Annotated in this window: 24 protein-coding genes and 1 pseudogene; 3 read left to right on the top strand and 22 right to left on the bottom strand. The window is 40.5% G+C overall.

Going from position 1 to position 23594, the window contains the following annotated elements:
- Positions 1–282: 282 nt before the first annotated feature.
- From NST79_RS09795 to NST79_RS09785, 3 genes and pseudogenes are all read right to left on the bottom strand, one after another.
- Positions 283–569, bottom strand: a pseudogene (locus tag NST79_RS09795) (T7SS effector LXG polymorphic toxin); the annotation flags it as partial.
- A gap of 24 nt (positions 570–593) precedes the next feature.
- Positions 594–1082 (bottom strand): hypothetical protein, encoded by a 489-nt coding sequence (locus NST79_RS09790; protein ID WP_212060442.1) that lies wholly within the window; start codon positions 1080–1082, stop codon positions 594–596.
- 245 nt (positions 1083–1327) lie between these two features.
- Positions 1328–1618 (bottom strand): hypothetical protein, encoded by a 291-nt coding sequence (locus tag NST79_RS09785; protein WP_131227447.1) that lies wholly within the window; start codon positions 1616–1618, stop codon positions 1328–1330.
- A gap of 719 nt (positions 1619–2337) precedes the next feature.
- Here NST79_RS09785 and NST79_RS09780 point away from each other — a divergent pair.
- The 3 genes from NST79_RS09780 (at position 2338) to NST79_RS09770 (ending at position 5927) form a co-directional block, all read left to right on the top strand.
- Positions 2338–3420 (top strand): DUF4917 family protein, encoded by a 1083-nt coding sequence (locus NST79_RS09780; protein ID WP_317680294.1) that lies wholly within the window; start codon positions 2338–2340, stop codon positions 3418–3420.
- 353 nt (positions 3421–3773) lie between these two features.
- Positions 3774–5621, top strand: coding sequence for a T7SS effector LXG polymorphic toxin (locus tag NST79_RS09775; protein ID WP_212060513.1), 1848 nt, complete (start codon positions 3774–3776; stop codon positions 5619–5621).
- A gap of 6 nt (positions 5622–5627) precedes the next feature.
- On the top strand, positions 5628–5927 hold the full coding sequence (locus NST79_RS09770; protein WP_038427712.1) for a contact-dependent growth inhibition system immunity protein: 300 nt from the start codon (positions 5628–5630) through the stop codon (positions 5925–5927).
- Between the two features lie 40 nt (positions 5928–5967).
- Here NST79_RS09770 and NST79_RS09765 read toward each other — a convergent pair whose 3' ends face one another.
- The 19 genes from NST79_RS09765 to NST79_RS09675 all read right to left on the bottom strand — a co-directional run bounded on the left by NST79_RS09765 (position 5968) and on the right by NST79_RS09675 (position 23569).
- Positions 5968–6945 (bottom strand): N-acetylmuramoyl-L-alanine amidase, encoded by a 978-nt coding sequence (locus NST79_RS09765; RefSeq protein WP_212060514.1) that lies wholly within the window; start codon positions 6943–6945, stop codon positions 5968–5970.
- Between the two features lie 54 nt (positions 6946–6999).
- Positions 7000–7422, bottom strand: coding sequence for a phage holin family protein (locus NST79_RS09760; protein WP_019260056.1), 423 nt, complete (start codon positions 7420–7422; stop codon positions 7000–7002).
- 54 nt (positions 7423–7476) lie between these two features.
- Positions 7477–7650, bottom strand: coding sequence for an XkdX family protein (locus NST79_RS09755; RefSeq protein WP_019260057.1), 174 nt, complete (start codon positions 7648–7650; stop codon positions 7477–7479).
- Complete coding sequence (locus NST79_RS09750; protein ID WP_212060515.1) at positions 7650–8018, bottom strand: hypothetical protein; 369 nt, start codon at positions 8016–8018, stop codon at positions 7650–7652. The genes NST79_RS09755 and NST79_RS09750 overlap by 1 nt, the downstream gene beginning before the upstream one ends.
- Before the next feature lie 13 nt (positions 8019–8031).
- The gene (locus NST79_RS09745) at positions 8032–9615 is read right to left on the bottom strand and encodes a phage baseplate upper protein (protein WP_212060517.1); all 1584 of its coding nucleotides are present in this window, start codon (positions 9613–9615) and stop codon (positions 8032–8034) included.
- A 12-nt stretch (positions 9616–9627) separates the two neighbouring features.
- Positions 9628–9801, bottom strand: coding sequence for a hypothetical protein (locus tag NST79_RS09740; RefSeq protein WP_212060520.1), 174 nt, complete (start codon positions 9799–9801; stop codon positions 9628–9630).
- Complete coding sequence (locus tag NST79_RS09735) at positions 9798–10106, bottom strand: hypothetical protein (RefSeq protein ID WP_212060526.1); 309 nt, start codon at positions 10104–10106, stop codon at positions 9798–9800. The genes NST79_RS09740 and NST79_RS09735 overlap by 4 nt, the downstream gene beginning before the upstream one ends.
- Positions 10107–10121: 15 nt before the next feature.
- Positions 10122–12020, bottom strand: a complete 1899-nt coding sequence (locus NST79_RS09730; RefSeq protein WP_212060528.1) for a teichoic acid biosynthesis protein — start codon at positions 12018–12020, stop codon at positions 10122–10124.
- A 51-nt stretch (positions 12021–12071) separates the two neighbouring features.
- The gene (locus NST79_RS09725; RefSeq protein ID WP_212060530.1) at positions 12072–13775 is read right to left on the bottom strand and encodes a phage tail spike protein; all 1704 of its coding nucleotides are present in this window, start codon (positions 13773–13775) and stop codon (positions 12072–12074) included.
- A 14-nt stretch (positions 13776–13789) separates the two neighbouring features.
- On the bottom strand, positions 13790–14629 hold the full coding sequence (locus NST79_RS09720; protein ID WP_072693023.1) for a phage tail family protein: 840 nt from the start codon (positions 14627–14629) through the stop codon (positions 13790–13792).
- A complete protein-coding gene (locus NST79_RS09715) occupies positions 14623–19110 on the bottom strand; it encodes a phage tail tape measure protein (protein ID WP_212060533.1) in 4488 nt (1495 codons plus the stop codon). Before NST79_RS09715 ends, NST79_RS09720 begins: the two co-directional genes overlap by 7 nt.
- Before the next feature lie 199 nt (positions 19111–19309).
- Complete coding sequence (locus NST79_RS09710) at positions 19310–19687, bottom strand: hypothetical protein (protein ID WP_212060535.1); 378 nt, start codon at positions 19685–19687, stop codon at positions 19310–19312.
- Positions 19688–19752: 65 nt separating this feature from the next.
- Positions 19753–20364 carry a major tail protein gene (locus tag NST79_RS09705; protein WP_072693020.1) on the bottom strand — a complete coding sequence of 204 codons (612 nt, stop codon included), beginning with the start codon at positions 20362–20364 and terminating at the stop codon, positions 19753–19755.
- 14 nt (positions 20365–20378) lie between these two features.
- Positions 20379–20771: a hypothetical protein gene (locus NST79_RS09700; protein ID WP_212060537.1), complete on the bottom strand. Its 393-nt coding sequence runs from the start codon at positions 20769–20771 to the stop codon at positions 20379–20381.
- Positions 20768–21166, bottom strand: coding sequence for an HK97-gp10 family putative phage morphogenesis protein (locus NST79_RS09695; protein ID WP_212060539.1), 399 nt, complete (start codon positions 21164–21166; stop codon positions 20768–20770). The genes NST79_RS09700 and NST79_RS09695 overlap by 4 nt, the downstream gene beginning before the upstream one ends.
- Complete coding sequence (locus NST79_RS09690; protein WP_059335735.1) at positions 21166–21480, bottom strand: phage head closure protein; 315 nt, start codon at positions 21478–21480, stop codon at positions 21166–21168. Before NST79_RS09690 ends, NST79_RS09695 begins: the two co-directional genes overlap by 1 nt.
- The gene (locus NST79_RS09685; protein ID WP_019846973.1) at positions 21470–21772 is read right to left on the bottom strand and encodes a head-tail connector protein; all 303 of its coding nucleotides are present in this window, start codon (positions 21770–21772) and stop codon (positions 21470–21472) included. Before NST79_RS09685 ends, NST79_RS09690 begins: the two co-directional genes overlap by 11 nt.
- 17 nt (positions 21773–21789) lie before the next feature.
- Positions 21790–22251 (bottom strand): collagen-like protein, encoded by a 462-nt coding sequence (locus NST79_RS09680; RefSeq protein WP_212060541.1) that lies wholly within the window; start codon positions 22249–22251, stop codon positions 21790–21792.
- 22 nt (positions 22252–22273) lie between these two features.
- Entirely contained in the window at positions 22274–23569 is a 1296-nt protein-coding gene (locus tag NST79_RS09675; RefSeq protein WP_032725456.1) for a phage major capsid protein, read from the bottom strand.
- Between the last annotated feature and the right edge of the window lie 25 nt (positions 23570–23594).

The following is a 23594-nucleotide window of genomic DNA, read 5'->3' as shown; positions in this document are numbered from 1 at the left end:
CTTTGCTTGTCCCATTTCTTATATATTGGTGACTAGGAGATATCATAGTTCTTTCCCCTATTAAACGGGACATTAAGGTTTTCTCTCTGGATTATCAAATGGATATAATTTTAAGTATAGACATAGTTATCACTAAACCTGAAAACAAATACTTAAACATTCATTTGGATTTTTAAATCTTTTGCAAGCGTTTTGGAGCCTAATAGCCCTTTTAAATATTTCAATTCCTTTGACCAATTCACTTTTTTATCCTCTTAAGATATTTATTCAAATCTTTCATCGTTTTCTTTTGTTCATACATATGAATTTTGATTTTGTGTAATCGTTGGCCAGCTCATGTTTTAAAAATGACTCTTCTATGTAAGTATCTTACATCTTTGCATCTACAAGTTTTGCAGAAATGATGCTTAAGAAAGCAATTTCCATGTCAATCCGATTGATACATTGATCTGTAATGCCGGCATGATCATGATAAAATGCTTTAATGTTGTCTGCACCCTTCCCGGAAAACTCGCTGTCACCCAAGTCAGCTAATTCTTAAACGCTTTTCTTAGCTTCATCAGTTGATTGAAAGCGCTTTGCGGCCTTCTTTTTTATTTCTCGAATTGTTTGTCATTGAGCAAAAATATTAGCGTCTCTTCAATTTCTTTTTCTAAGTCATTATTATTTAAATCGAATAATGTTCCACAACCCGTCCCTTTATATCCACCGTAGTAATACCACAAATCCGTTGTGAAACAGTCTAATTCTTCATCACAGACTATTGCAGGTTGATAGTAATTAATTGCTATTTGTGAACGGTATTCTTTTTCAAAACATCTCTCAGCTGTAAAATCATTTAGCACATCTCCATCTATGTCTCTACAAATTTTGATGCTAAGGTTTGGTTTACCCTGTGCTTCAAAAACATCTATATACTTATTCTGCAGCTTTTTCGATACTACTTCCCCCAGGCTCTCCAATTCAAATATCATTTGTTTTAATTCTAGATTAAAATCCTTTTCTGGAATCTGTATATAATCTTCATCGCTTGGACTTTGATTTTTCTGTTTCTTGAGTAATTGACTTAAAGCTTTCCACACAGTGTTGTCCTCCTATGATAGCTACTTTAGACGTGCCTCTATGGAAATGGTCATTTGGTGATCAGCTTCACGAAATGCCTCAGCAAATGTTTCAATTCCGGTATCCTAGAAACATGGCGTTAGATAATTATGCCCACCGATGCCCCCGCTGGTGGATTAGTTGCAAGCATAAACATTCTGCGATTTATCACCGACCTTGTCAAAGGGATGTTAAATAAAAAAAGAACCTTAATTTTCCCATTGGCTTATTGGCTTACTTTTGAAAATTTATAAATTATTATTATATTGAACAGTGTTGGTATGATGTATACAAGACCAGTTCCAAGTAGACCTATTACTGAACTAGCAATTAATAATATGTTGAAGACTGGTTTATTATTTGTCTGGATTGAAGCAAGCATGGTTATAATTCCCGCCAAAGCACCTAAAAACCATAAATTCCCGAAAGTGTAAGAGTCATCTATAACCGCAAACAGTTGAGCCAGTACAGAAAAAACTGCTCCTAATCCCCCGGAGAAGATAGTCAATTTTTTCATAGAAATCTCCTTTTTGAAAATTGATTTAGATTTCAACGTAATTATGGATTCATTTGGTTATGATGTCAATGATAAACATCTACCTTACTCATCTTATTATTGCTGGTAGAAGTATTGAACAATGGAATTATCACAGAGTTTGTCGAATTATTTATGCGTATTGCTTTCCTTAAGTGTGGAATTATTTCCCTAATTGAAAATTTAGTACATAGAATTATTAGTGACATAGATAAAAGTGACCCTGCTTTTTAGCAGTGCCGCTCCATAATTTATTACCTATTAACATAAAAAATCCCTTGACACCAATAGTGCCAAGGGATTGAAAGATTAATACTGAGACATATACTGTTCGCGTTCCCAAGGATGTACTTGCGTGCGGAACATAATTTTCAATTTAAATAAATAATGTACAGCACTGAAAACCCTTGAAAACAAAGGATTTTTCAGTGCTTTATTACCTTTAATCTGAAATAGAATCTTTATAATTCTCAATATTTTTTGGTCAAATTTTGGTCATGATTTTGGTCAAAAATTTATATCCCTTAACAAAAGAGCTGATGGTATAATATAGTAATGTTTTTTAAAAGGGACTATTACTCGCATAAACCTTAGCAAAGTTTAGATCTGTGTTTTATAAATCGGTCAAAATTTTAGGAGTTATAAACGATGCAAGAACGCAACTTGTCAGAAATACATTCAAATAAGGAGAAACAATTTATATGACTGAACTTCATAATTTTAAAACATTATCCGAACAACAGCCAGAAATATTGGATAATTTGTTAACAGGTAATGGATTTTCTAGGCACTTTTATGATAAATTTTCTTACGGTAGTCTTTATAACTTTATAAAAGAGCAAGGAAAATTGGAAGAAAAAGAGTCTAAAATTTTTGATGATTTTAAGACTGCAAATTTTGAATTTGTATTAAATTCTCTTCAAAGCGCAATGAAGATTAATAATATTTTCAATTTGTCAACACATGAATTAAATGAGAGCTATAAAAAAATAAAAAACCTCTTAATTGAAGCAGTTAACGGTATTCATCCTAGAAAGTATAGATTAAAAGATGCTAATGAGTTGGCATGGAGTTTCTATATTTTCAAAAAAAATATCTTTACTACAAATTATGATTTGCTATCGTATTGGGCGATAACAGAAATATTTGCAACTCAAGAACAAGAATACATAGGTGATTATTTCAAAGGGTACCCATTAGTTTTTAGCCCTGAACAGTTTAATGATTTCAAAATGAAGGTTCACTATTTACACGGTGCATTACACCTTTTTGATTTTGATGGTGATATTGGGAAAATAAAAACTAGCAGTCAAGACGATATCCTAACAACAGTTACAAAAATGTACTCAGATGATAAATTCCCTATTTATGTTGCTGAAGGCTCATTTCGAGAAAAACTTATTCAAATTAAACGAAACAGATATCTCAACTATTGCTATGAACGTTTACGAGAGATTAGTGGTGGGATTACCATAATCGGACAAAGTTTGAGCGAAGATTATGATAAGCATATTATTGATGCAATTAATACATCTCCAGTAAAGCATATTGCATATGGAGTATATGCTACTGAAAATGATCCAGATACTTTTATAGTTGAGAAAATAAAAAGGTTATTTAGAAAAAAAGAATTACATTTTTTTGATTCTCACACATACTTTGACGAATTAAGAAAAATTGCAGAACAACAAAAAGACTACAAAACATTTGGTTATCATGATACCTTCCCAAAGTTGCCTAGACCGAAAACAAAAAAGATATTAAATCAATCATCAACAGTTTGATAATAAAAATTATACAAATCACACTCATCAATAAAAAGCCCATCCATATGAATGAGCTTCAATTTTTTGTCAATAGTTTTCATTTGCTTACAATTCATCTTTTAATTAAAATATGTCTGGTTTTCACCGGTTTTCTCTTCGGCTGGTAAAAAGAGTTGAATTACTTATTTTCTATTTGAGTAAGGATTCAAGTTTTGCTTTCGTTTTTTGGTCCTTGGTTTCTTTTTTATAAACAAGGTATATAGACATGGTTCAAATGAATGATTTTCCTCTAATACGAAGACTTTTCAATTATTTCTCTTATCTTCATGGTAAAATTTCAGGTGTTAAATTCCAAAAGAAGGGATATGATCATGAAAGTATTTGAAGCCAAATCACTGCTTTTAGAAGCAGATAGACGCGCAAAAGAATACAAGGAATTAAGAAGTCAGATGGTCAATCTAAAAAAGGCTTTTAAAGCTGTAGCTGATTTAGATGACAGTGAGTTTTCCGGCAAAGGCGCCGACAACATTAAAGCATTTTATCAAGACCACGCAGGTGTAGCTGACAATTGGATTGACTTACTTGATATGAAAATTGCTTTCTTGACGAGCATTTCAGGCACTTTTGAGGACGCCAGCTTATCTGATGCATATATAGAAGAATCCTTCTTAGAACACGAGCTGGCTAACGCCTACACAAAATCAAAATCAATTATGTCTGAACAAAAGAAAGCCATGAAAGATATCTTACATGATATCGACGATATTCTTCCGCTTGATTTGTTCTCGACAGAAAACTTCAAAGACGAACTTGCTGATGCGGAAAACAAACGTAAAAAAACAGTTGATAAATTAGGCGGCGTGGACGAAGCACTTGTTACAGAATACGCCCAGTCAGAGCCAAACGAACAATTCATCAAGAAAGACTTCCAAAAGCTTGAGGAGTCCACAGGAAAAGGGAAAAACGCTACGCCCATTCACTACAACGCTAAGGCGTACCGTGAAAGTGACATACATAAGAAAAAAGACGATATTGAGAAACAGACTGAAGCTTATTTGAAGATCAAGAAAGACGAAGCGAAAGAACGAGAAATCAAAGATTTAAAGAAGAAGCTAGCTGGCGGAGTGACGGATCCAGATGAATACTTAGAAATTGCCAAGAAGGTCGGCTATGAGAATCTTACCCCTGAACAGCTTGAATTTGTTTCATTTCTTGAACAGCGTAAAGCTTTCATGGATAACGGAAAAGAAGTGTTGCAAATCATAGGTGATGGCGCCAAGGGTGCGATTGTTGGTATATACGATCTTGCCAAGGATACCGGTGAAGGAGCCATTCAATTTGGATGGAATATCGGTTGGACGATTGATAACTTAAACAAGGATCCTCAAAAAGTGCTGGATACCGTTTTGGAATACGACTATCAAGCTGCCTTTCAAAGTATGGTTGACACATTGAAGGATAATTGGGATACAAAAATGATTCACGGGGATGCATACACACGGCTACACTATGTTACTTATTTGGGCGGAAGTCTCCTGTTGTTGAAAGGTGGAAAGTCTTCTGTCTCAACAGGCTCGAAAGATCTTGCTAAAGTTGGGAAAGCAACTGGTGGCACAATTAAAAAAGGCGGAAAATCTGTAAAACAGTTTGTCAAATCTCCTGTAAATCGGTATACTCCTGCATTAGAAGGGATCCTTCAAGATGCTGAGAATACCATTAACGTGAAAAATACTCCGCTGCTAAAAAGTATTGCGGAAGATAAAAAAGAGAGTGTTCTCAGAAAATCTGAAACTTCTAACAACATAGGTATAGGTAATGTCAAACAAGGTGATAGTACCCCTCTCGCACCTGGTGGAGGGTTAGCTGCTCATGAAGCAAAAGGCGGGCACCTTATTGAAAGACACGTTGGGAAGACTGATGAAGAATTATTAAAGAGGCTACAGATAAACAAGAAAATACGTGCCTCTTCTAGTTTCACTGATAGGCCAACTGCAGAAAGAGTCGCTAATGAAACATTGACTAAACATAAAAAGGAAATTGAAGAGTGGTTAAATAGTGATATAGGCGATCCATTACCGTTACCTTATAGAGGAACTGAAGTTATAGGTAGAGGAGTTCGTAAAGGTTCAAATGAAGTTAAAGATATGACTAATGCTAGAATAGTATTAAAGAAAAATGAAGATGGTAGCTTTATATTAACAGGCTACCCAACGAGGTGATATATAATGATTGAAATTAAAGTTTCTGATCCTGTATTTAGATTTCTCGGCGGACATTTCCACCAAGATATAGAATCTCCTGAAGATGCTCTTAATGAATATCTAAATGAAGCATCACAAAAGCTAAAAGAAAGAGATTTAATAGCACTAACTGAGTTTGTAAATAGTAATTATTCTGAAGCAGATAAGAATGAATTTATAGAAGAAGCAGCTGATGGTATATACTTTCCTGAAGATGATATAACTCCATTAGAATGGCTTAAGCAAGTCACTGAACAAATTAAAGAACACCTTAAAACAATATAGTTTAGAAAAGGAGCCCCTCTTTTAAGAAGGGCTTCTTTTATTATTTCAAGAACTCTTCAAGTTTCGCTTTAGTCTTAGGCCCATAAATGCCGTCAGCAGTCAGTCCACTTACTGACTGGAACCGTTTGACCGCGTTGGCTGTTTTCGGGCCGTACACGCCATCAATACCGTTATTCTTTGCCCCTTTATCTGGGTAGAAATAAAGAGCAGCCAGCGCTTTTTGAATCCGCTTTACGTCATTCCCTTTTCGCATAGGGCTTGTTACTTTAATGACGCCAGAGGGCAGCGCATATGACGTTTTTTTGCTGCTTGGTTTAGGGCTCGAAGTGCTTGAGCCTTTAAGCTTTAATACTTGGCCGACCTTGATCAAGTTCGGGTTCTTAATACCGTTCAAGCTTTGCAGGGTTGCCATACTTACGCCTGTTTTCTGTGCTATTACAGAAAGAGCATCACCTTTCTTGACGGTGTACGTCTCCCCGCTGATCTTTGTTCCTGTTTTCACCGGAGAAGATGCTTTTTTACCTCCAATGCGTTCTAATTCTGCAGCAATAGCTGCCTTCACTTGTTCCCATCTTCCCTCTGCCAAAATGCGGTGCGGGCAATACTTGCCGTTCCAGTCTTGATGCTTACGCACACGATCAATGCCCCATCCGCGTTCTTTCAGAAGCTGAGCAACAAACTTAATAGCCAGCTTTTCCGCTGCTTTATATCGTGCCCCACCTGATTCGCTATAACAAATTTCGACACCAATTGACTTACGGTTCCCGGTGCCGTTTGTGCCGTCTCCTGTGTGCCATGCGTTACGATTTGTAGGGATGCCCTGCCGCACCTCTTTGTCATCGACTGCAAAGTGAAAGCTTGTTGAACTGGTGTTTCCAATCATGTAACTGATCTCATTGGCAGCTGACGCATCGTTCGCTGTATTGTGGATGGTAATATATTCAGCGTCCATATAGTTCGGGCATTTTAAAGCGTATTTTGCTTCTGATACAAGATTCTTTTTCACTGTGATTGTCATAAGTGTTCTCTCCTTTATTTTTGCTTTATTTTTGATATAGAAAAGCTGCCAGTTTTATCCAGCAGCTTGTTCGTCTTTTTCATTCGTTTGTTCGTTGTCGTTTTCAATTACGTGAAGCCGGTCTGTAATGGCAGTCGGAATCTTCACGCCGATCTGTGCCAGGTTCTCCGTAATGGAAAGTCCCTCATTGGCGATATAAAAAAGAACGGTTCCATATGTCAGGACCCCGTTCAGATTGAGAATGGTATCTATGATATTTGCCACGATGACCACCAGAAAACTAAGCATTTTTCGGACATAACCAAACCAGGCGCTTCGGCTCCGTATCTTTTTAAATTTCCAAGCCTTAATCACGCCTGTTATTACGTCAAGAATGCTGAGAACAAGCAGTAAATCAAGGTACTTCACACCCCCGAATAGATAAATTCTCGCTAAATCCAACGTATCAAAGTTAATGAACACAGTCGTATCCTCCATTTCTTGTTATCCACCTCCTTAGAGGCAAAATAAAAACACCTCTCTGGGTGTTGGTTAACTTCCTAAATCTATGACAACCGGCTCTGTGGCTGGATAGGTCAGGCCGGTGATTTGTTTATATTGGTCTTCTGTGATTCTCTTCAAGACAACAAAACGGGCGACATCATCGTTTGTGTAATACTGTCTCCCCCATCCATAAATGGTTTTGATATTTGTAAACCAATCCATCACGCTTCCCCTCCTTCAGCCAGCATCAAAAACAAGTCCGCAATCATTTTAGCTTGAGACTCTATTAAATTTTGAGCTTCGGCCAGTTGCACCATTGTTGCTGCACTTTGCGCCTTTAGTTGATCTACAGCAGATGGAGGATCGGTCGGACCTTTCAAACTATCTTTATATTTTTGATCTGCTTTTTCAATCCACTCCTGTTTTTCACTGTCAAACCAAGGGCGCCACATACCTTGTCCATCTTTCACAGGAGGGATGCTTGTTGAGTTTTCAGGGATTTTATACTGTCCCGTTCCAGGATCAGGATACAGAGTCTCCGGCTGACCAAGGAAAAAACCTTCTGAGTCGTATGGGTATATTTGAATCAATATACTCCCTCCTTTAGTTTAATGGGATAACTTCATCAATGTAGTATCCAGTCACGCTGTTTGTTTCATTTGATATAAGTCCTGTGAGCTTAATGTCTCCTGATGAGAAAACAATCAGTTTGGCCATTCCTGTTGTCCCGCTAACTCCCACCATTTTCACTGCGCCCTTTGACGGTGCAAAACTACTTGGAATAGATGCGCAAACCACTTCACGATCAGTTACAATGTGACCAGTAAGATGAAGGGCACCAGCCTGTTTTTTATATTGAAGTTGCCTTTCTCCCGTCTTTGCTCCGTTTTTGTAGGTCGCATTTAACCAGGGCACACTGTCAGTATCATTTTCAGTGAGAAGTCGCTTCCAACCTGACCAGCCTAAATTGCCGTCAACATAGTTTGAATACATATTATTCTTATAATCCATGGCCACAACATAGCCGAAAGTGCCGTTACCATTACTATCAAGGGATGTGAAGTGGAAAAAACCTCTTGTCGATAATGTGGAAGGTGCATTTGTCGGCTTTCCTGTTGAATAAAATGTCCCGAACGTCTTGCCCGCTTTCACAATTCTGTCCAGAAAATCGTCTGTATCAGCGATTGAAACCAAGACCCCTCCAACATCATTTGTGATTTTGAAAAGCTGAGCACCGTTCCATTTTGTACGTTCTGCTGCAGATATATGGACAGTCGCATCTTTTACATGCGTATCAAATTCTGTTTTGGTTGCCTGTTTGTCATTGGTAACATTCCCAAGCCCGACTTGACCTTTTGTCACCCCATGGGGATTGCTTTTATTATTAATGTGTTGATCAGTATACGTTTTTGCGTTTTTTTCGGCTGTATCTGCCTTGTTTTGTGCTCCCGTCGTCGTTTCCTTCGCATTCCAGTTTGAGCGCTCAGTGGACGTAATATGGCGTGTAGAATCGTTGTTGTGTGTGTTGAATTCTGCTTTTGTTGCTTGCTGCACGTTGTCCACGTTCTCCAACCCTAATTGGCTTTTTGTAACGCCGTGAGGGTTGGTTTTGTCACTTGTATGTTGATCTAAATTTGACTGGACAGCATCAGCCTTTTTCTGTGCCCCATCTTTTGTTTCAATGTTCTGTAAGTCCTCAAATTTTCGCCGCAGTTCTTCAACTGTCTGAATGGTCTCGTTATAAAGCTCGTTGATCCTATGTTTTAAGGACTCAAAATCATCTATATAGTATTCAACGCTTGGCAAAATATCGGTGTCAATCAGTGCCTTCTTAATCTCAAAAGAAAATTCATGGATCGACATTGCCTGTTGATTGGTGTACGAAACATCCAATTCCGCCTGAACTATCCCAACGTGTCTAATTTCTTCATCAGAGAGAACATACGTCAGCCGGCCGTTCAATTTATCAGTGATTTCAATATTTCGGACAAACCGGCTGCCGTCAGACATTAAAAGGACGAGCTTCACCCCTGCCGCGGATAACGGAAGGGGAACCCCGTCTTTCATAAGCTGGAATGACAGTTTTGCTGTCCCTTTGTCTTGAGTTGTATATTGGATGTTTGTTTGTACCGGACTTTTGCGCCGGCCATTGATCGTAAAGCTAAGCGATTCATCTTTGTACGGCATATTGTCCCTCCTTTACTCTTCTATAGAAGGAGATCCTTTGTCAGCCTGTCGGAGCCTTTTGATCTCATTCATTTCCTCTTCTGTTATCTTACCTTGATCGACAGCCATAGAAAGAAGCTCCTCCTTGCCGTCCCAATATCCTGATAGATAACACGTCTTGATGGCATTATAAAAAAGGCTGCTCATCCCGCATCACCCCTTACCATTGTTTCAAGTATATCCGCAACAGCTTTCAGCGCCTTTGCCCCGTCGCTTTCTTCATCTGAATCAGCTGTCTCAAGAGCCTCGATGTATTCAGCCGATGCGCTTTCTATCCACTCTGTTCCCGTCCATTTGGCCTGCACCAATTCACCCGGACTGATCTCGGTTGCATTTTCCGGAACAACACGCTTTACGTTTCCATCATCATCTTCGATGTATTGAATTTCAACCGGGCAATCATAAATATAGTTTTCATCATATTGATAAGCCCACATTTGTTTATATTCCATATGAGACACCCCTTTTTAATCCAGCTTGATGATTTCATCAATATAGGTGTATGTTACATTCGATGCGCTTTTTGCAAACAGCCCGAGTGCAGAGATATTTCCATTTGATCGAAAAACAATCTTTCTATCTCCTGTTGTACCGGCTACAGGGCAGCTTTTATAGGTATTCTTTTTAGGCCGGGCGCTGGCAGGCAATGTCGCAAAATCAACGCCGTCTTTCTCCGGAATGGTAACTCGGCCCCTTACAAAAAGAAATCCTCCCTGTACTGCAAATTGTAGACGATAGTTGCTGTCAGGATTCTTTGCACCATTCTTTAAAGGCAAGTCTGCCCAGGGCAGCTTTCCACTCGCTGAAATCTCTGACCAATCGCCTACATTACCTGTATTTGTAACAACTCTGGTTAAAATTTTAATTGGCCGCGCTGTTGCGTTTCTGGTTAACGTTTGAATGACTGAGCCGGCGCGATCTGCTGGCGCAATGTTTAACCACCAGCCGGCGTTACCGCTGTCCGGATGATCCGAAAGAGTCTTTGTTTCTGTAGTCAGCATATAGTAAAAACCGGGTTGCCTGAATTCTTTTAAGGACTTTAAGCCGTCCGGTAGCCGCTTTGAATAGCCATTGTTTTGGGTGAGTTTATACCCTTGATACCCCTGGGCTAAGTCAATACCGAATTTGGCTGCATTCTCTTTAGAATGGTAGGCGTAAACCTTGGCAAGTCTTTTTCCGACGGCTCCCGTAGCCACACCTGCGAATAGCGATTTCTTCCCTGTCTTCGGGTCCTTGTATAAAAAGATTGACTCAGGCTCTCGGAAACCATCTTCGTATTTGCCATCTGGCCCATAGCCAAAATTACAGGAGATACGCTTTTTCAAGCTTCCATCCTTAAAGCTAAATTGAGTGATTTCACATGGATATGTTTTGTTGTTTGTATCTCCGGTGTACCAGTACAAATCATAGCCATCTATTGTGAAACCTTGGAGATAAAACAAGTCACTCGGAATGATTACCTTCCCCAGCACTTTATTTACGCCGTTTTTTACATCACTTAATTTCCTGAGCTCTACCAAACTATTATCATCTTTTAATTTAATTCGGAACGCAATCAAGCCATTTTCTCTGTCAATGACAGGAACGGTATAATAATCGTTGAATTTGTTATAGCGTTTAATGCCTCCGCTGCCGCCGTTTAATGTGGCCCCTGACGTATAAGGAAAACGCACAAGATCGTTGCCAACAGTGTTTCCGTTTGAATCGACAACATTATAGTTGGACCAGATATACACTTTCCCATTTTCCCGTTCCAATCCAATTGTGGTGCCGTGGCCGCCGTGAACGAGTGTCATGCTGTCCAGCATCACTCCGTTTTGATTCATCCGGGTAATGGTGAAACTTTCACTTTTATCTTGGTTTCCGCTGGCAACCTGTGTGGCGTAGATATCGCCAGTCAATTCATCAATGACAAAACACTGAAGCACCGTCTTATCTGCTAAATTCAAGTTTGTATGATAAACCGGCGGAACGGTTGTAAAGTCAAAAGACATTTCCTTCTGAATCATTGAATCCAAGTTCTCGAGATCAGTTTCGTTTGCGACAAGGTGATCACGTAAAGACGGATAGACTTTCCCTCTTTTATCTACACGAGCATCTATGGTTTCTTTTATATTGGTCCCATCTGCTTCTAACACAATGTTGCGGAGCCGCGCTTTCGCTATTTCAATTTCCTCGTAAACTGTCAGCCCACTGCCATGGGCCACCTGGGAAGACGTATGAGCAGTCACAGCCGATTTATGATTGGCAATGGAATTGGATAGTCCATTTAATTCATTTTCAATGCTTTCCAAGTCATCCCGCTGCTGTGCAAGATACAGTGAGTCTTTTGTAGAATCATAATCTTTTATTAATCTGATCACCATGAGATCACTCTCCTTTCAAGAACAAAACAAAAAGCACCCTGGTAAGAGTGCTCATATCATCATTCTAAGTTTTTGCATATATCGCTTTTGATCTTTCAATCTCTTCTCTTGCTCCATCCGAATGTCTTGAATATCTTTTCGGAAATTGGCAAATGTCAGTGTCGGTTTTGCGTAAGGATTCAATGGTTTATATTGAATGGCCAAAAGACGGACATCATCTTCGTAAGTCACGCCATATGATGTGTCAGCCAAAATATGCAGTGTGTCGCCCTTCCAGAAATCCTCTTGTATCTTTAAAAGCTTCGGCTCATAGATGTATTCATAATCTACTTCTATTTCCGTCTGTGGATATGGATTGACGTACTTTTTCAACGCGGCTAACATACTGGACTCTTTTTTATATTTTTCATCCCGCAATGGTTCTGCCCATCTTGGCATACCATCAATCAAAAATTTATCTTCGTCAGGATGCTTGTACAATACCGGTTCAAAAACATACTCCGTTTTTTTGCTGTCTGTGCTGCTGTTTTCTTTAATTGCACCAAAACCCCTCGCTCTTGTGGAACACCCTTGAGTAGAGGTTTTGATTGTGATACCAGGCATATTATATCGAGTATCAAGTGTATGATTTATTCGTTTGCCCATTTTCTTATACACGTAGACTTTATAATTATCGACATCTAATTCTAAGCCATAGTCTTCCACAATTTCATCCATCAGATCATTTCCGAATCTGTCACCAAAATTCTCTTGTTCAACGCTAGAGAACTCACTTTCTTTGTCCATAAAGATGTACCTTAATTTTGTGCCTTTAAAAACAAAATCAAGCATCTTCCTGACGGTAAACGTCCCACTGATCGTATCTTCCACATAGTGATTGTTTAGTGTCACAACGTAGACGTGGCTTGCCGTTACTTTTTTCGAAAGTGTTCCTTCCTGGTTAATTGCAATATCCGTGATGAAATACTTTTGATGATTGAATTTTTTTTCATCAAGATAAAGAATGTTGTCATTCACAAGCAAATCATATTCTGTACCATTATCAGCTGTCCGTGTGATTGTGAATTCAATGTCCTTTTTCCCTGTCGTATCGTCTAATAAGTCCGGGTCAGCGCCGATGACTTCAATAGCTTGTGAATCGTCCTGACTCGCCACATGCAACTTTGGTAAATATACATCTTTAGGGAGACTCTGATTTAGCGTAATATCTTTTCCGTCATACTCTTTGCTCGGCAGGTCTACGATCGGATCAGAATTACTAGGTTCATCCGGATTGTCAGGCAGTCCCTCAGTTGTATCGTATTTGGTTAATTTATACGTGAAAATAATGCTATTGAGCTTTGTTGCATAATTTGGATCAGTTGCATATCCAGCTTTTACGAGCGCAGCTGTAGCTTTTTGATAATCTGTCTCTCCGACAACCGCCCTGTAATGATTTTTATCCCAGCTTACGCCATTGAGATACAGGTTAGCTAAGTCGTCAATCGACTCTTTCCAAGAGGGGTATTTTCTAAACTTTGCCGGAACCTGAACATTTTCACCGTTAATGACTTCCCAGGTCATCATAGTGACATACTGTCCCTTATACTCGCCTTTCATGCCGAAAAGGTTGTGCCCTTTTGTCGCAAGTTCACTTGTTCCCCATGCGCTCTCAAGACATCCCTGGGCAATGATTAACGAAGCAAGAATTTGATGGTTTTTATAAACTCTTTGAGCGTCGGCGGCTATTTGTTTAATGAAATCCTCTTTAGCCAAAAAACCACCACCTCTTACAAATAATAAAGCCGAGTATCGAATTGGATGGTAAAGTCACTTGTGTTCTGAACTTCAAACTCATTCCATCCTATTTCAAGACTCGGCAGCCGGCCAGATGTTTTAATCGGCGTGTTATTAATGATTGTATATTGTTTGAGAAAAGAAACCTGCTGACTTTTCTTTAATTCCTGTTCAATCGTAAGCTTTTCGTCATTTGTATGATTGATCAACGTTACATTTTTACCTGCTGCATTTAACAGAACATTGTAATCATGGTCCAATGGATTTATCTGTACGTCACCGGGATTAAACACAGAGAAACGTTTCTGATTCTTAAAAGAATAGTTCAACTGGTCATTAGGCGGAATGTTCATACCGAAAGTTCGCTTTGCTCTAGTGAAATACTGCTTATCTTTTGTTGTAAAAGTTGATTCCGCCATTCCTGTAATATTAGTGAACTCAACAGAGAAATCATTGTAGGTTTTCTCCTTCTCTTTTTGGATGCTGAAATTCCCGTCACAAGTGACAAGGAAACGACGATTCGGCCAAAGATCAGAAGAGATGTAATAAGGAAACGGCTTAACCAATAGGGCATATAACTGATGTCGGTACATATAAAAATTCTCATGCTTGAGAGCATTTAAATAAAACTCAACATTTATCTTTCTTTCCCCGTAAGTGACATCGCGTGGATGCTGCGGCAAAATCAGCCCGTGCCGCCGAGGGATCGTAATTGTTTCCCGATTAATATTTGGAGCTTCCGGCAAAAAACTTAATACTTCAAATTGAGGGAGTAAGCTGTCAAGGCTTTGCTCCCCTAGTCCATTATTGAAATCAATAAACAGTTTTACCATGCAGGCTTACCCCCGTTTCTATAACGTTTTTTGTTATATCGGTCCGCACTGGTTTGATCAACTCTTGTTCCGTCTATATACGTGTGATTGTCTTTCAAAACAAGCTGCTGTAACAGCTGAATGTTTTGCTGGAGAGCATCTATTTGCTGGCTCATCATGTTGATTTGCTTCTCTTGATTCTCAACCACACGACTCATGTCAACATTTACATTGGTCTGTGGCGCTTTGTCAGCTGTAGCCATTGAAGCTTTTTGAAGCAACACAAGGGCTTTTGAAATCATCCCTTGTTGAAGTGACGGAAGAACACCAAGCTCACGGCCTACACGCGCCCATAAACCGATGTTACGTTCCCGATACGTCGGGTCTGTTGTAATCGTGGTCTCATCAAAGCCCCGTTCGTTTAGAATCGCCCATTTAGAGCCGCCGCGCCCTGGTGAAGTTCCTCCTTTTGCGTAACCCACATACGGGCCGCCGCGAGCCATTGATTTTAAACCAGGGTGATTGGATATATCTCCATAACGCCCTTTGATGTAATTGATGGCAGCTAGTATATTATCAACCGGATTAAAAATGTTATTGTGCCCAGGAAACGCGTTAGATGAAAATGTACTTGGAATAGTCTGCATCAGCCCCCGAGAAGGATGCCCGGCTCTTGCATTTGAGTCAGTAAGGTTTATTGCATTGGGATTTCCGCCAGACTCCTTCATTGCAACGGTGATCAAGCCAGGAAGCCACGAGAATGGTACGCCGGCAATGCCAACAGCTTCCGCTACCCATTTTTGAACATGGGCAGACCCTGTCGCTCCCTTATAGGCATCTGCTGTGAAAAGCCCGGCATCCGGAAGAATGCTTTTTAAAAACTGACCAGCCCCATTTTTCAATGTTTGGAGGATTCCAGTTCCTAATGAGTCCACACCTTTGCCTGACTTAAAAGGGATAAAGCCCTTAAACAAGTTCTTAATCATTTTCTCGGGGCCATTCAAGATCATTTCCATAGCACCCGATGCAACATCTTTCGCTTTATTGACAACGCCCTTCCCTGCTGAAATCGCTCCTTTCACAAGCTTCTTGGAGCCATTAAGGGCGTCTTTGAAGAAGCTCCCGACACCTCCTGCATAACCAGGAAGACCAGTTGCCATAACTTCTTTTGACTGACTATGTGGGAGAACCGATGTACCACGCGGTAGATCCCAAACCTGCGGGCCGCCCATTCCAACCACATAAGTTCCGATGCCTGGTGTATGAGCAAGTTCAAAACCTTCTTCACCGACTAACGCCCTTCCGCCTGGGTGAAAGTCTGTCCCTTTTGCATAAGCTCTGCCTGGCGCTACCTGCATTTCAGAGTTGCCGCTGTACCCTTTAGGCTTCCATTCAGGAATTGTAGGAATGTGCATGAACTCAAGAACAGTATTGATCCCGCCGGTAATTTTATTAACAACACCTGCTAGATCAACGAGAAAAGTATCCCATTTCCCGAGCACTTCCCCTGTCTCCCAATCTACTTCTTTTACATGCCCGGCAGCCTGCATTTTCGCTTCACTTACTACGCCTTTATGAGTTTTTTCAGCCTGTTTCACAACCTGATCTTTTTGGCTCTTCGCAGAGCTAACTGTATCATCATGTTGTTTTTTAGTGATAGAACCCTTGACGTAATACTCTAGATCAGCGTTTTTCACTACTTCTTTATATTGCTTTTCAGCATTCTTGACCACATTGTCTTTTGCTTTTTTGCTGTTTTTAACTGTGGCAGCTGCTTCTTTTGCAGAAAGTTGAGTTTTGTTGTCTTTTAATTTTCCGGCGATAATTGTCTGCTCCTCTTTACTTTTAGTAAGAGCAGATTCAACATGGCTATTCATTTTCTTAATAATCTGTTCTATTTCCTTACGTTCGTCATCTGTGATATCTCGGTGATCTTTAGCAGCATTTTCCCAAATCTTTTTGATGCGTTTGGTATATCCGGATATTTCTTTATGTTTGTCCTTATTGTTGTCTTTTATATTCTGTAATGTTTCTGTCTTCTCTTTTTCAGACATTTCTTTATTAGAAGCATAAAAATCACTTAACACTTTCAAAGATTTATCAGTGCTCTTTTGATAACCGTCAAGTATGGTTTTGCCCATCTTCTCATACTCGGTGGACATGTTATCAGCAATTTTTTTCGTGATCTTTTTGTTGGTTAAATAGTAATAATTAAGCTTGGCACCGACTTTAGTGTTCATGTCTTCATACGCATTAATCGCTTTTGAAGTGGATTCAGATACCTTATCGCCAAAGTCGATCGTTGCTGGTAGCACCCTTTTTTTCAAGTTGTCGTAATACTTAAATCCTGCATCAGCTAAGAGGGTAACACCAGTAACAGCTATTCCGATCGGTCCCCCAAGCAAACTGAGCCCGCCGCGCAAAAGACCGACAACTCCGGTACCTTTTTTAAGAATGTCAAAAAGACCGAAACCACTTTTCGCAAGTTTCATAAAGCCGCCAGCACCTTTTACTGCATTCACTCCAGCTTTTACAATGCCTGATCCAAATTTGACAAGTTCAGGTGCAAAAGAAAGGATCAGCCCGGCTATTGATCCGACTGGTCCGCCGAATAGGCTAAGTCCAAGACCAGCTACACGTGAAGCACCGCCAAGACCACTCATCGCTCTTGTGCTTCTGCTTGTTGTTTGTTCAAGCCGTCCAACTCTTGTTGTAGCAAGTGCAGAGGTTTGATGGAAACGATCCATCCTTGTGGATGCTACTGCCGCAGCTGTTGAAGTGGCAGTCATGCCCGTGGCCGCTGTTCTTGAGGCTGTGCCAGCCGCAATCGCCTCAGCAGAGTAAACGGTTAGGCTTGTAGAAGCCCGATTCACATTCCCGGTTAAATACGCCCCAGCTGTGCGAAGCATATTCCAACCAGCAGCCATTTTCGGAATTGCACCTAATGTGAGCAGGAAAGCACCACCTAAGAGCGAGAACACGGTAACCGCCGCACCTGTAATGGCAATTGTGCTAGCCACTGAAGAAGGCAAGGAATCAAACCATGTGACAGCGCTTGTAATAACGTCTGTTGTAGCACGTATCACAGGGATGAATTGATTTCCAAGTGTAATAACAGCATTATTTGTGGCCGACTTTAGGTATTCAAATGATCCGGCCAGGTTGTCCATTTGCTTATCGGCGATTTTTTCTGCCGTGCCGCCGCTGTTCTCCAATTCTTTTGTAAAGTCTTGGAGTTTATCCTTTCCAGCGTGCATTAAGGTAATGAATCCTGAAAGAGCATGCTGGCCGGCAAGCTGTTTGGCAATCCGGATTTTTTCCGTCTCTGTATAATCTTTCGTTTTCTCGGTGATTTGTCCCATGATATCAGCTAACGGCCGCATTTTCCCGGTTGAGTCGGTTACTTTAAGCCCCAGCTCTTCAATTGCGGATGCTGCTGGCTTTGGAGGCGCAGCCAAGCGAGTTAGTGTAGACCTTAATGCCGTTCCGGCCATATCAGCTTTAATTCCGCTGTTCGCCATGATGCCGGTTGCCGCGGCCAATTCTTCCATGCTTACGCCCGCAGTTTTTGCCGCCGGGGCCGCATATTTCATGGTTTGCCCAATCTCTTGGAGAGTAGCATTCGAATTGGTAAACGTATAGGCCATAACGTCGGCAACACGGTTTGTGTCTTCTGCTTTGATATGGAACTCAGTTAGGATGTCTGAAACAATATCAGCTGTGACACCTAGATCGGTTTGTCCAGCTGCCGCAGTTGCCAATAAACCAGGCATTGCACCAATGATTTGATTGGTTTTATAACCGGCCATCGCTAAATACTGCATCCCTTCAGCTACTTGCCCATCAGTGTATTGTGTTACGGCCCCAAGATGACGGGCAGTTTCAGTAAGCGCGGCCATTTGGTCATCCGTTGCATTTGCTAACGCTGCAACCCGGCTCATTTCCTTTTCAAAGCTTGCTGCAGCCTTTACAGTTGCCCCGATGCCAAGAGCCCCAACGGCTCCTATAGCTGTCAGTGCTTTCCCTGTTTCGGTCGCAGAATTATAGACAGCATTTAACTCTTTCGATACTTCCTGTGAATCTTTCTTGAAGACAGAAAAAACGCCTGCTGCTCGCTTTCCACTTGCAGAAGTATTTTCAAATTCTTTAGTAACCTGCTGCAGTTCTCTTCCTAAATTTTGATGAACAGCAATTGCATCATTTAAGCGGCGAGCTTGGATTTGTGTCTCGCGGTTGTCCTTTCCTTTTTGACGGGCCAATTCATCATATCTCTGACGGTGTTCTTGAACTAAACGGCCTTGAATCTTATATTTATTGTTTAGCCCTTCCATTTGCGACTGAAGGAGCTTCGTTTGGTCACCGGTATTTTTATAAACACTGGCGGCCGCCTTCATTTCTGAGTTCGCCAGGCGCATCTGCCTTTTTAAGCCTTCAATGCCACGGTTAAAGCCCGTATCGTCAATACCTACTTTGACAATCATATTTCCTATTGGTTGAGCCATATGTAAACACCCCGCTTTCCTGGCATAAACTCAATAAAAAAAGACAGGTGAGTACCTGTCTAAAAGATTTGATCAATTGTTACCGTCTTAATTTTTGGTTTATTCTTTTCAGCCAAAACCTCTAAGTAATGGTAAATGTCCATGTTATCTATTTCAGTCATTTTCCATCCTTGTTCAAGCAGTGTGGAATAAATTTCATTTATTTGCTGGATTCCTCGTTCGTAGGTGTATTCTTCTCCATCTTCTCCTGCAAAAAATCTTGATCCACTTCCTCAATTTCTTTGTATCCAGCTACCTCTGAGAGAATTCGGCTGACTTCTTTTGTGACTTCAAATGATTGTAGCCCTTCGGTGAACTCGTCATAAGTGAACTGGTCACGGAATATTTTCACAATAAACTGGATTTGCTTCTCTAATGTTTTGATGCTCTTTTCAAGATCATCTGATGTTTTTTCTGCTTCAGCATTTAATCTCAGCGCTTCAAGAAGTGTCTTTGTATTTGTTCGCGGTGCAATAAAAGTTTTAAACTTTTTTTCGTCTTCAAACCACAATTTGATAGAAATATGTTTCTGAGCCATAATGACTCCTCCTTTTGGTTAAATAGATTTTATCTAAATAAAGAGAAGCTTTTCAGCTTCCCCTTTTATTTCCCAAGATCAGCACTTACATTTTCTTCTGTGTCTTGTTTATTTTGATAGGCGTCCCCAAAAACTGCCTTATAAAAGTGATCTATATCGAATTTTTCTCCATCTTCATCCGCAACGATTTTGAACACGTCGTCCTGTTCTCTATCAACAAATTCCGCTGAAAGTTTGATCGTTTGAAAATCCGTTTTATCTTGTTTTGTTTTCCATTCATCACCCGGCAAAGAGAATCTCCCTTTTACCAAGCCCACATGACGAGACTTGCCGTTTGCTTTAGGTCCTTGAAACGTCATCGCAACCCAAGGAGGAATGATATTTTTCTTAAACAAGTACAATCCGTTTTCATCTTGTTCAATTCCAAGTAATTTAGAAAGAATCTCCATTGGCAGATCCCGCATTTCAATATCTAATTTAGTTGAACCAGTTGAAACTGCAAGATCGACAAGTTTGTCATCCGCATATTGTTTTTCTGTGGATGTTTCTGTTTCAACTTTCATATTGATTGCAAATTCATAGTCAAGAATTTCCGTGGTAACAAAAAATTTACCCACCTTTTTTAAAGGTGCGAATTTCACATTCTTTAAACCTGTAACTGAACTGTATTCAGGCATCTTAAAACCTCCAATTATAGTAAAATGTTCGCCTCGAACCGATATCCTTTTCGAATAAGACGTTCTTTTTGTAAAAATTCATTGATTGGGACAGTTGTCTGAAAGTCCATGCCGCCCATTACATCCACAATAGGGGCAAAAATAGGATCACATGAACTATTGTGGTACACATCAATCTGATAAACGGCGCTGTCTTGTATCGGCTTCCCATCAGCCCATTTAGTTGTCCTGTAGTCTATCTCCTGAACCACAATGTAAGGAGGAGAACTTTCAATCCCTTCTGGTACGGCCAGTTCATAAATATTTGCAGGATCAATCAATAATAAAAGCGCCGGATGGGTTTCCAGCGCTTCAAATATCTTGTCCTTTAATTGCATTGATCTTTCGATGAGGTTTAAAAGACTCATAGCTTATACCCCGCCTTTATGACCTTTTCCATAGCATCAAGCATCTTATCATTCGCCTGGATCATACTGTTTCGAAAAAAAGGATTTGCTGCCTGATGAATGGTACCAAACTCCGGCAAGTGAACACGGAATTTAGTGTCCTTTGTTGGGCCGACAACCGCATATATCTCTCCGTCTTCATCTCGCTTTATCCTGTTTCCAACAATAATGTCCTCGTCTATGTGAGGGTGCCTCCCCCCAATAGCTGACCGCGGAGCATTATCATTGATTACTTCTGCCAATACAGCTCCGCCGGCTTTTACAGTTGCTTTATGGATTTTTTCGTCCTTGCGGGCTAAGTCTGCGAAAGTAGATTCGAGTTCTTTAAAACCTTTCAATTCCAACTCAAAATTCATCAGCTCACCACATTTGCTTTTATTGTAATGAAGTGCCGGCGAGAATAGTTAGGCAAGATCGACTCTATTTCATAAGCTTTTTCACGAAAGATGATTCGCATATGCTCGTCTATGTCTTCGCGATGTCGAATTGTAAATTCCACTGTCTTTTCCTTCTGGATCGCAGCCGCAGCATAATATTCTCGCCCTTTTAAACCTTCAGCTTTAGCCCAGCATTCAATAACCGTTTCCCAGCTGTCCTTTCCATCCACAGGCAGGCGGCCAGCAGGCTTCTTTTTCTGAAATTGAATCCGGTATCTCATGTCATTCAACATTAGGAGCAGCCTCCGGCAATGTATATTTGAGCTGATTTATCATGGTAGTCAGCACGCCATCCAGATTAGAAGTTGTACCGGCAATTTCTCTATTTTCATACCAGTGAGCAACGAATGCATTCACACACATTGCCGCCCTGGCTGATTTATTCGGAAATGTAAGACCGGTAGCAGAAGCAATGTATTCTTTTGCTGATGCAATAAAGTCTAAAATCAAATCATCCTCCAGATCACCATCAACCCGGAGGAACTTTTTTGCCTTTTCTAATTCAACTTTCTCTTCTTCTGTCATTCGACATCACCTGTCTTTCATTCAGCAGAAGTGTTCGGTTTCAGCTCATCAATTTGTTTTTGAAGCCCATCTAATAAGCTTTTTATTTCACTGTTCAAATGATCGAGCATAATACTGCCCGTTCCTATGTTAATGCTGCGGACTGATTTTTCTTGCAGCATTTCATGTGAGATGGATTGTTCACCGATAACAGCAGGATCACCCTTGTCACCCTTTGGACCTTGGGGACCTGGCTCACCTTGTGGTCCAGCATCTCCTTTTGGACCTTGAGGACCAGTATCTCCTTTGTCTCCCTTCGGTCCCTGCGGACCGGTATCCCCTTTAGGACCTTGAGGCCCAGGTTCGCCTTGAAGGCCTTTTACATAGAGAGGATTTTGTTCGCTGTTGTCCGCGATAGAGACATCCGTAATCGGTTCCCCTGATCCATTGTCTCTTGCTGATGTTTTTGCTCCGTTACTTTCATTTAAAAAATCTTCCATGTTAAATCAATCCTTTCATTTTTTATTTACCTAAGTCCGCAGATTCAGTCGATGGTGTTTCCACTTGTGCCTCTTCTCCAACAACAAGGTCAGTAACGATGACGGCAGCTTCTGGATCAACAACTTTCCCGTCGAAACGCTCAATACCTCGGAAATATGTTTGGTCAGTGAGGAATGCGTCTCCGCCCACGTCAGTTGATTTAATTTCAAATTTTTCACGGTCAAACATGAAATAAGCACGTTCAAAATCACCGAAAAGAATATGAGTCTTTTGTGTCTTGTCGTCAGTTACAATTTCGTCATAAACCTCAACCGGTCGTCCGAACAAAAGGAAGCTGTCTTCGTCTCTAGGATCTTGAGCTAAGATTCCTCTGCCGTTTTTATCTTCAATGTTTGCCAGGGTTTCAAACGCTTCAGTATTCATAACCCACTTTGCATTTTTACGATATCCGCGTTTAATCTGGTTTTTAACCTTACGTAGAAATTTAATCGTAATTACAGAAGGCGCTTTAAGAGTTTTATATTTTTCACTAGTGATAATCCCCTCAACATTTGTTTCGCCGCCTTTTCCATAAAAGACTTCATCATTTTCTGTCACTACAGCAGATTCAGAGAGCCAGTCCACGATCTCACGAACAAAGTTTACAAATGAATCATTTAATAGCTCGCTAGAAACAGGCATAAATCCGGCGAACTTTTTGACGTTGTACCAGATTTGTTCGAATTCCATGTTTTTCAGTTCTTTAATTTGTTCTTTCTCGGCTGTATTATAGAGTTTTCCAGCCACACCCTTTCGGACTGTATAACTCCCTGATGGGGCAGTTTTTGGCACAACGCGAACCAGATTCCGAACAGAGTTTAATTCCTTGATGGATTTTAAAATCTCTTTTGAAATATCGTCCGGAACAGTATATCCGCCGTCTTTATCACTTCCAGCAGACAAAGAGCGATTTTCTTTTAGAACACGCTGCATCATGCTTCTTTCTTCTTCGCCAAGGTCATGGCTACGTCCGGTCAGCACTTTAAACCAAGCATCCCGGTACTCTTTTGTAGCTGTTAAAATATCGCGCTGTTCGGGTTCTTCATCGGGCTTTCGTTCGAATTCTGGTACAAAGTTTCGTTCTTCACCCAATGCCGGCAGTTCCAAGCCACGCTCTTCTGACATAAGCTCGATTTGTTTTTGCAGCGCCTTGGCTTCATCAAGCATGCTGCGGGCTTCTTCGGACTTCCCTTCATTTAAAAGATTGGATGCCTCTTGTTTTTTCTGTGTGAATTTTTGTCTCAATTCACGTTCTTTTTTCGTCATAGCAACTGTCATTCGTATTTCCTCCTTGAATTTAAAC

The sequence above is a fragment of the Bacillus sp. PS196 genome (assembly GCF_037963555.1).
Lineage (GTDB): Bacteria > Bacillota > Bacilli > Bacillales > Bacillaceae > Bacillus > Bacillus subtilis.
The sequence above is the reverse complement of the archived record's forward strand: the minus strand, read 5'-3'. Positions and strand labels throughout refer to the sequence as shown.

Coding starts and splice junctions, on each gene's coding strand:
- NST79_RS09730 (WP_212060528.1), bottom strand. CDS start 12,020: ATGGTGATCAGATTAATAAAAGATTATGATTCTACAAAAGACTCACTG.
- NST79_RS09785 (WP_131227447.1), bottom strand. CDS start 1,618: ATGAAAAAATTGACTATCTTCTCCGGGGGATTAGGAGCAGTTTTTTCT.
- NST79_RS09690 (WP_059335735.1), bottom strand. CDS start 21,480: ATGTTGAATGACATGAGATACCGGATTCAATTTCAGAAAAAGAAGCCT.
- NST79_RS09675 (WP_032725456.1), bottom strand. CDS start 23,569: ATGACAGTTGCTATGACGAAAAAAGAACGTGAATTGAGACAAAAATTC.
- NST79_RS09680 (WP_212060541.1), bottom strand. CDS start 22,251: ATGGAAGATTTTTTAAATGAAAGTAACGGAGCAAAAACATCAGCAAGA.
- NST79_RS09770 (WP_038427712.1), top strand. CDS start 5,628: ATGATTGAAATTAAAGTTTCTGATCCTGTATTTAGATTTCTCGGCGGA.
- NST79_RS09760 (WP_019260056.1), bottom strand. CDS start 7,422: ATGGAGGATACGACTGTGTTCATTAACTTTGATACGTTGGATTTAGCG.
- NST79_RS09695 (WP_212060539.1), bottom strand. CDS start 21,166: ATGAATTTTGAGTTGGAATTGAAAGGTTTTAAAGAACTCGAATCTACT.
- NST79_RS09715 (WP_212060533.1), bottom strand. CDS start 19,110: ATGGCTCAACCAATAGGAAATATGATTGTCAAAGTAGGTATTGACGAT.
- NST79_RS09700 (WP_212060537.1), bottom strand. CDS start 20,771: ATGAGTCTTTTAAACCTCATCGAAAGATCAATGCAATTAAAGGACAAG.
- NST79_RS09735 (WP_212060526.1), bottom strand. CDS start 10,106: ATGGAATATAAACAAATGTGGGCTTATCAATATGATGAAAACTATATT.
- NST79_RS09685 (WP_019846973.1), bottom strand. CDS start 21,772: ATGACAGAAGAAGAGAAAGTTGAATTAGAAAAGGCAAAAAAGTTCCTC.
- NST79_RS09740 (WP_212060520.1), bottom strand. CDS start 9,801: ATGAGCAGCCTTTTTTATAATGCCATCAAGACGTGTTATCTATCAGGA.
- NST79_RS09710 (WP_212060535.1), bottom strand. CDS start 19,687: ATGGCTCAGAAACATATTTCTATCAAATTGTGGTTTGAAGACGAAAAA.
- NST79_RS09705 (WP_072693020.1), bottom strand. CDS start 20,364: ATGCCTGAATACAGTTCAGTTACAGGTTTAAAGAATGTGAAATTCGCA.
- NST79_RS09745 (WP_212060517.1), bottom strand. CDS start 9,615: ATGCCGTACAAAGATGAATCGCTTAGCTTTACGATCAATGGCCGGCGC.
- NST79_RS09755 (WP_019260057.1), bottom strand. CDS start 7,650: ATGGATTGGTTTACAAATATCAAAACCATTTATGGATGGGGGAGACAG.
- NST79_RS09775 (WP_212060513.1), top strand. CDS start 3,774: ATGAAAGTATTTGAAGCCAAATCACTGCTTTTAGAAGCAGATAGACGC.
- NST79_RS09765 (WP_212060514.1), bottom strand. CDS start 6,945: ATGACAATCACAGTGAAAAAGAATCTTGTATCAGAAGCAAAATACGCT.
- NST79_RS09780 (WP_317680294.1), top strand. CDS start 2,338: ATGACTGAACTTCATAATTTTAAAACATTATCCGAACAACAGCCAGAA.
- NST79_RS09720 (WP_072693023.1), bottom strand. CDS start 14,629: ATGGTAAAACTGTTTATTGATTTCAATAATGGACTAGGGGAGCAAAGC.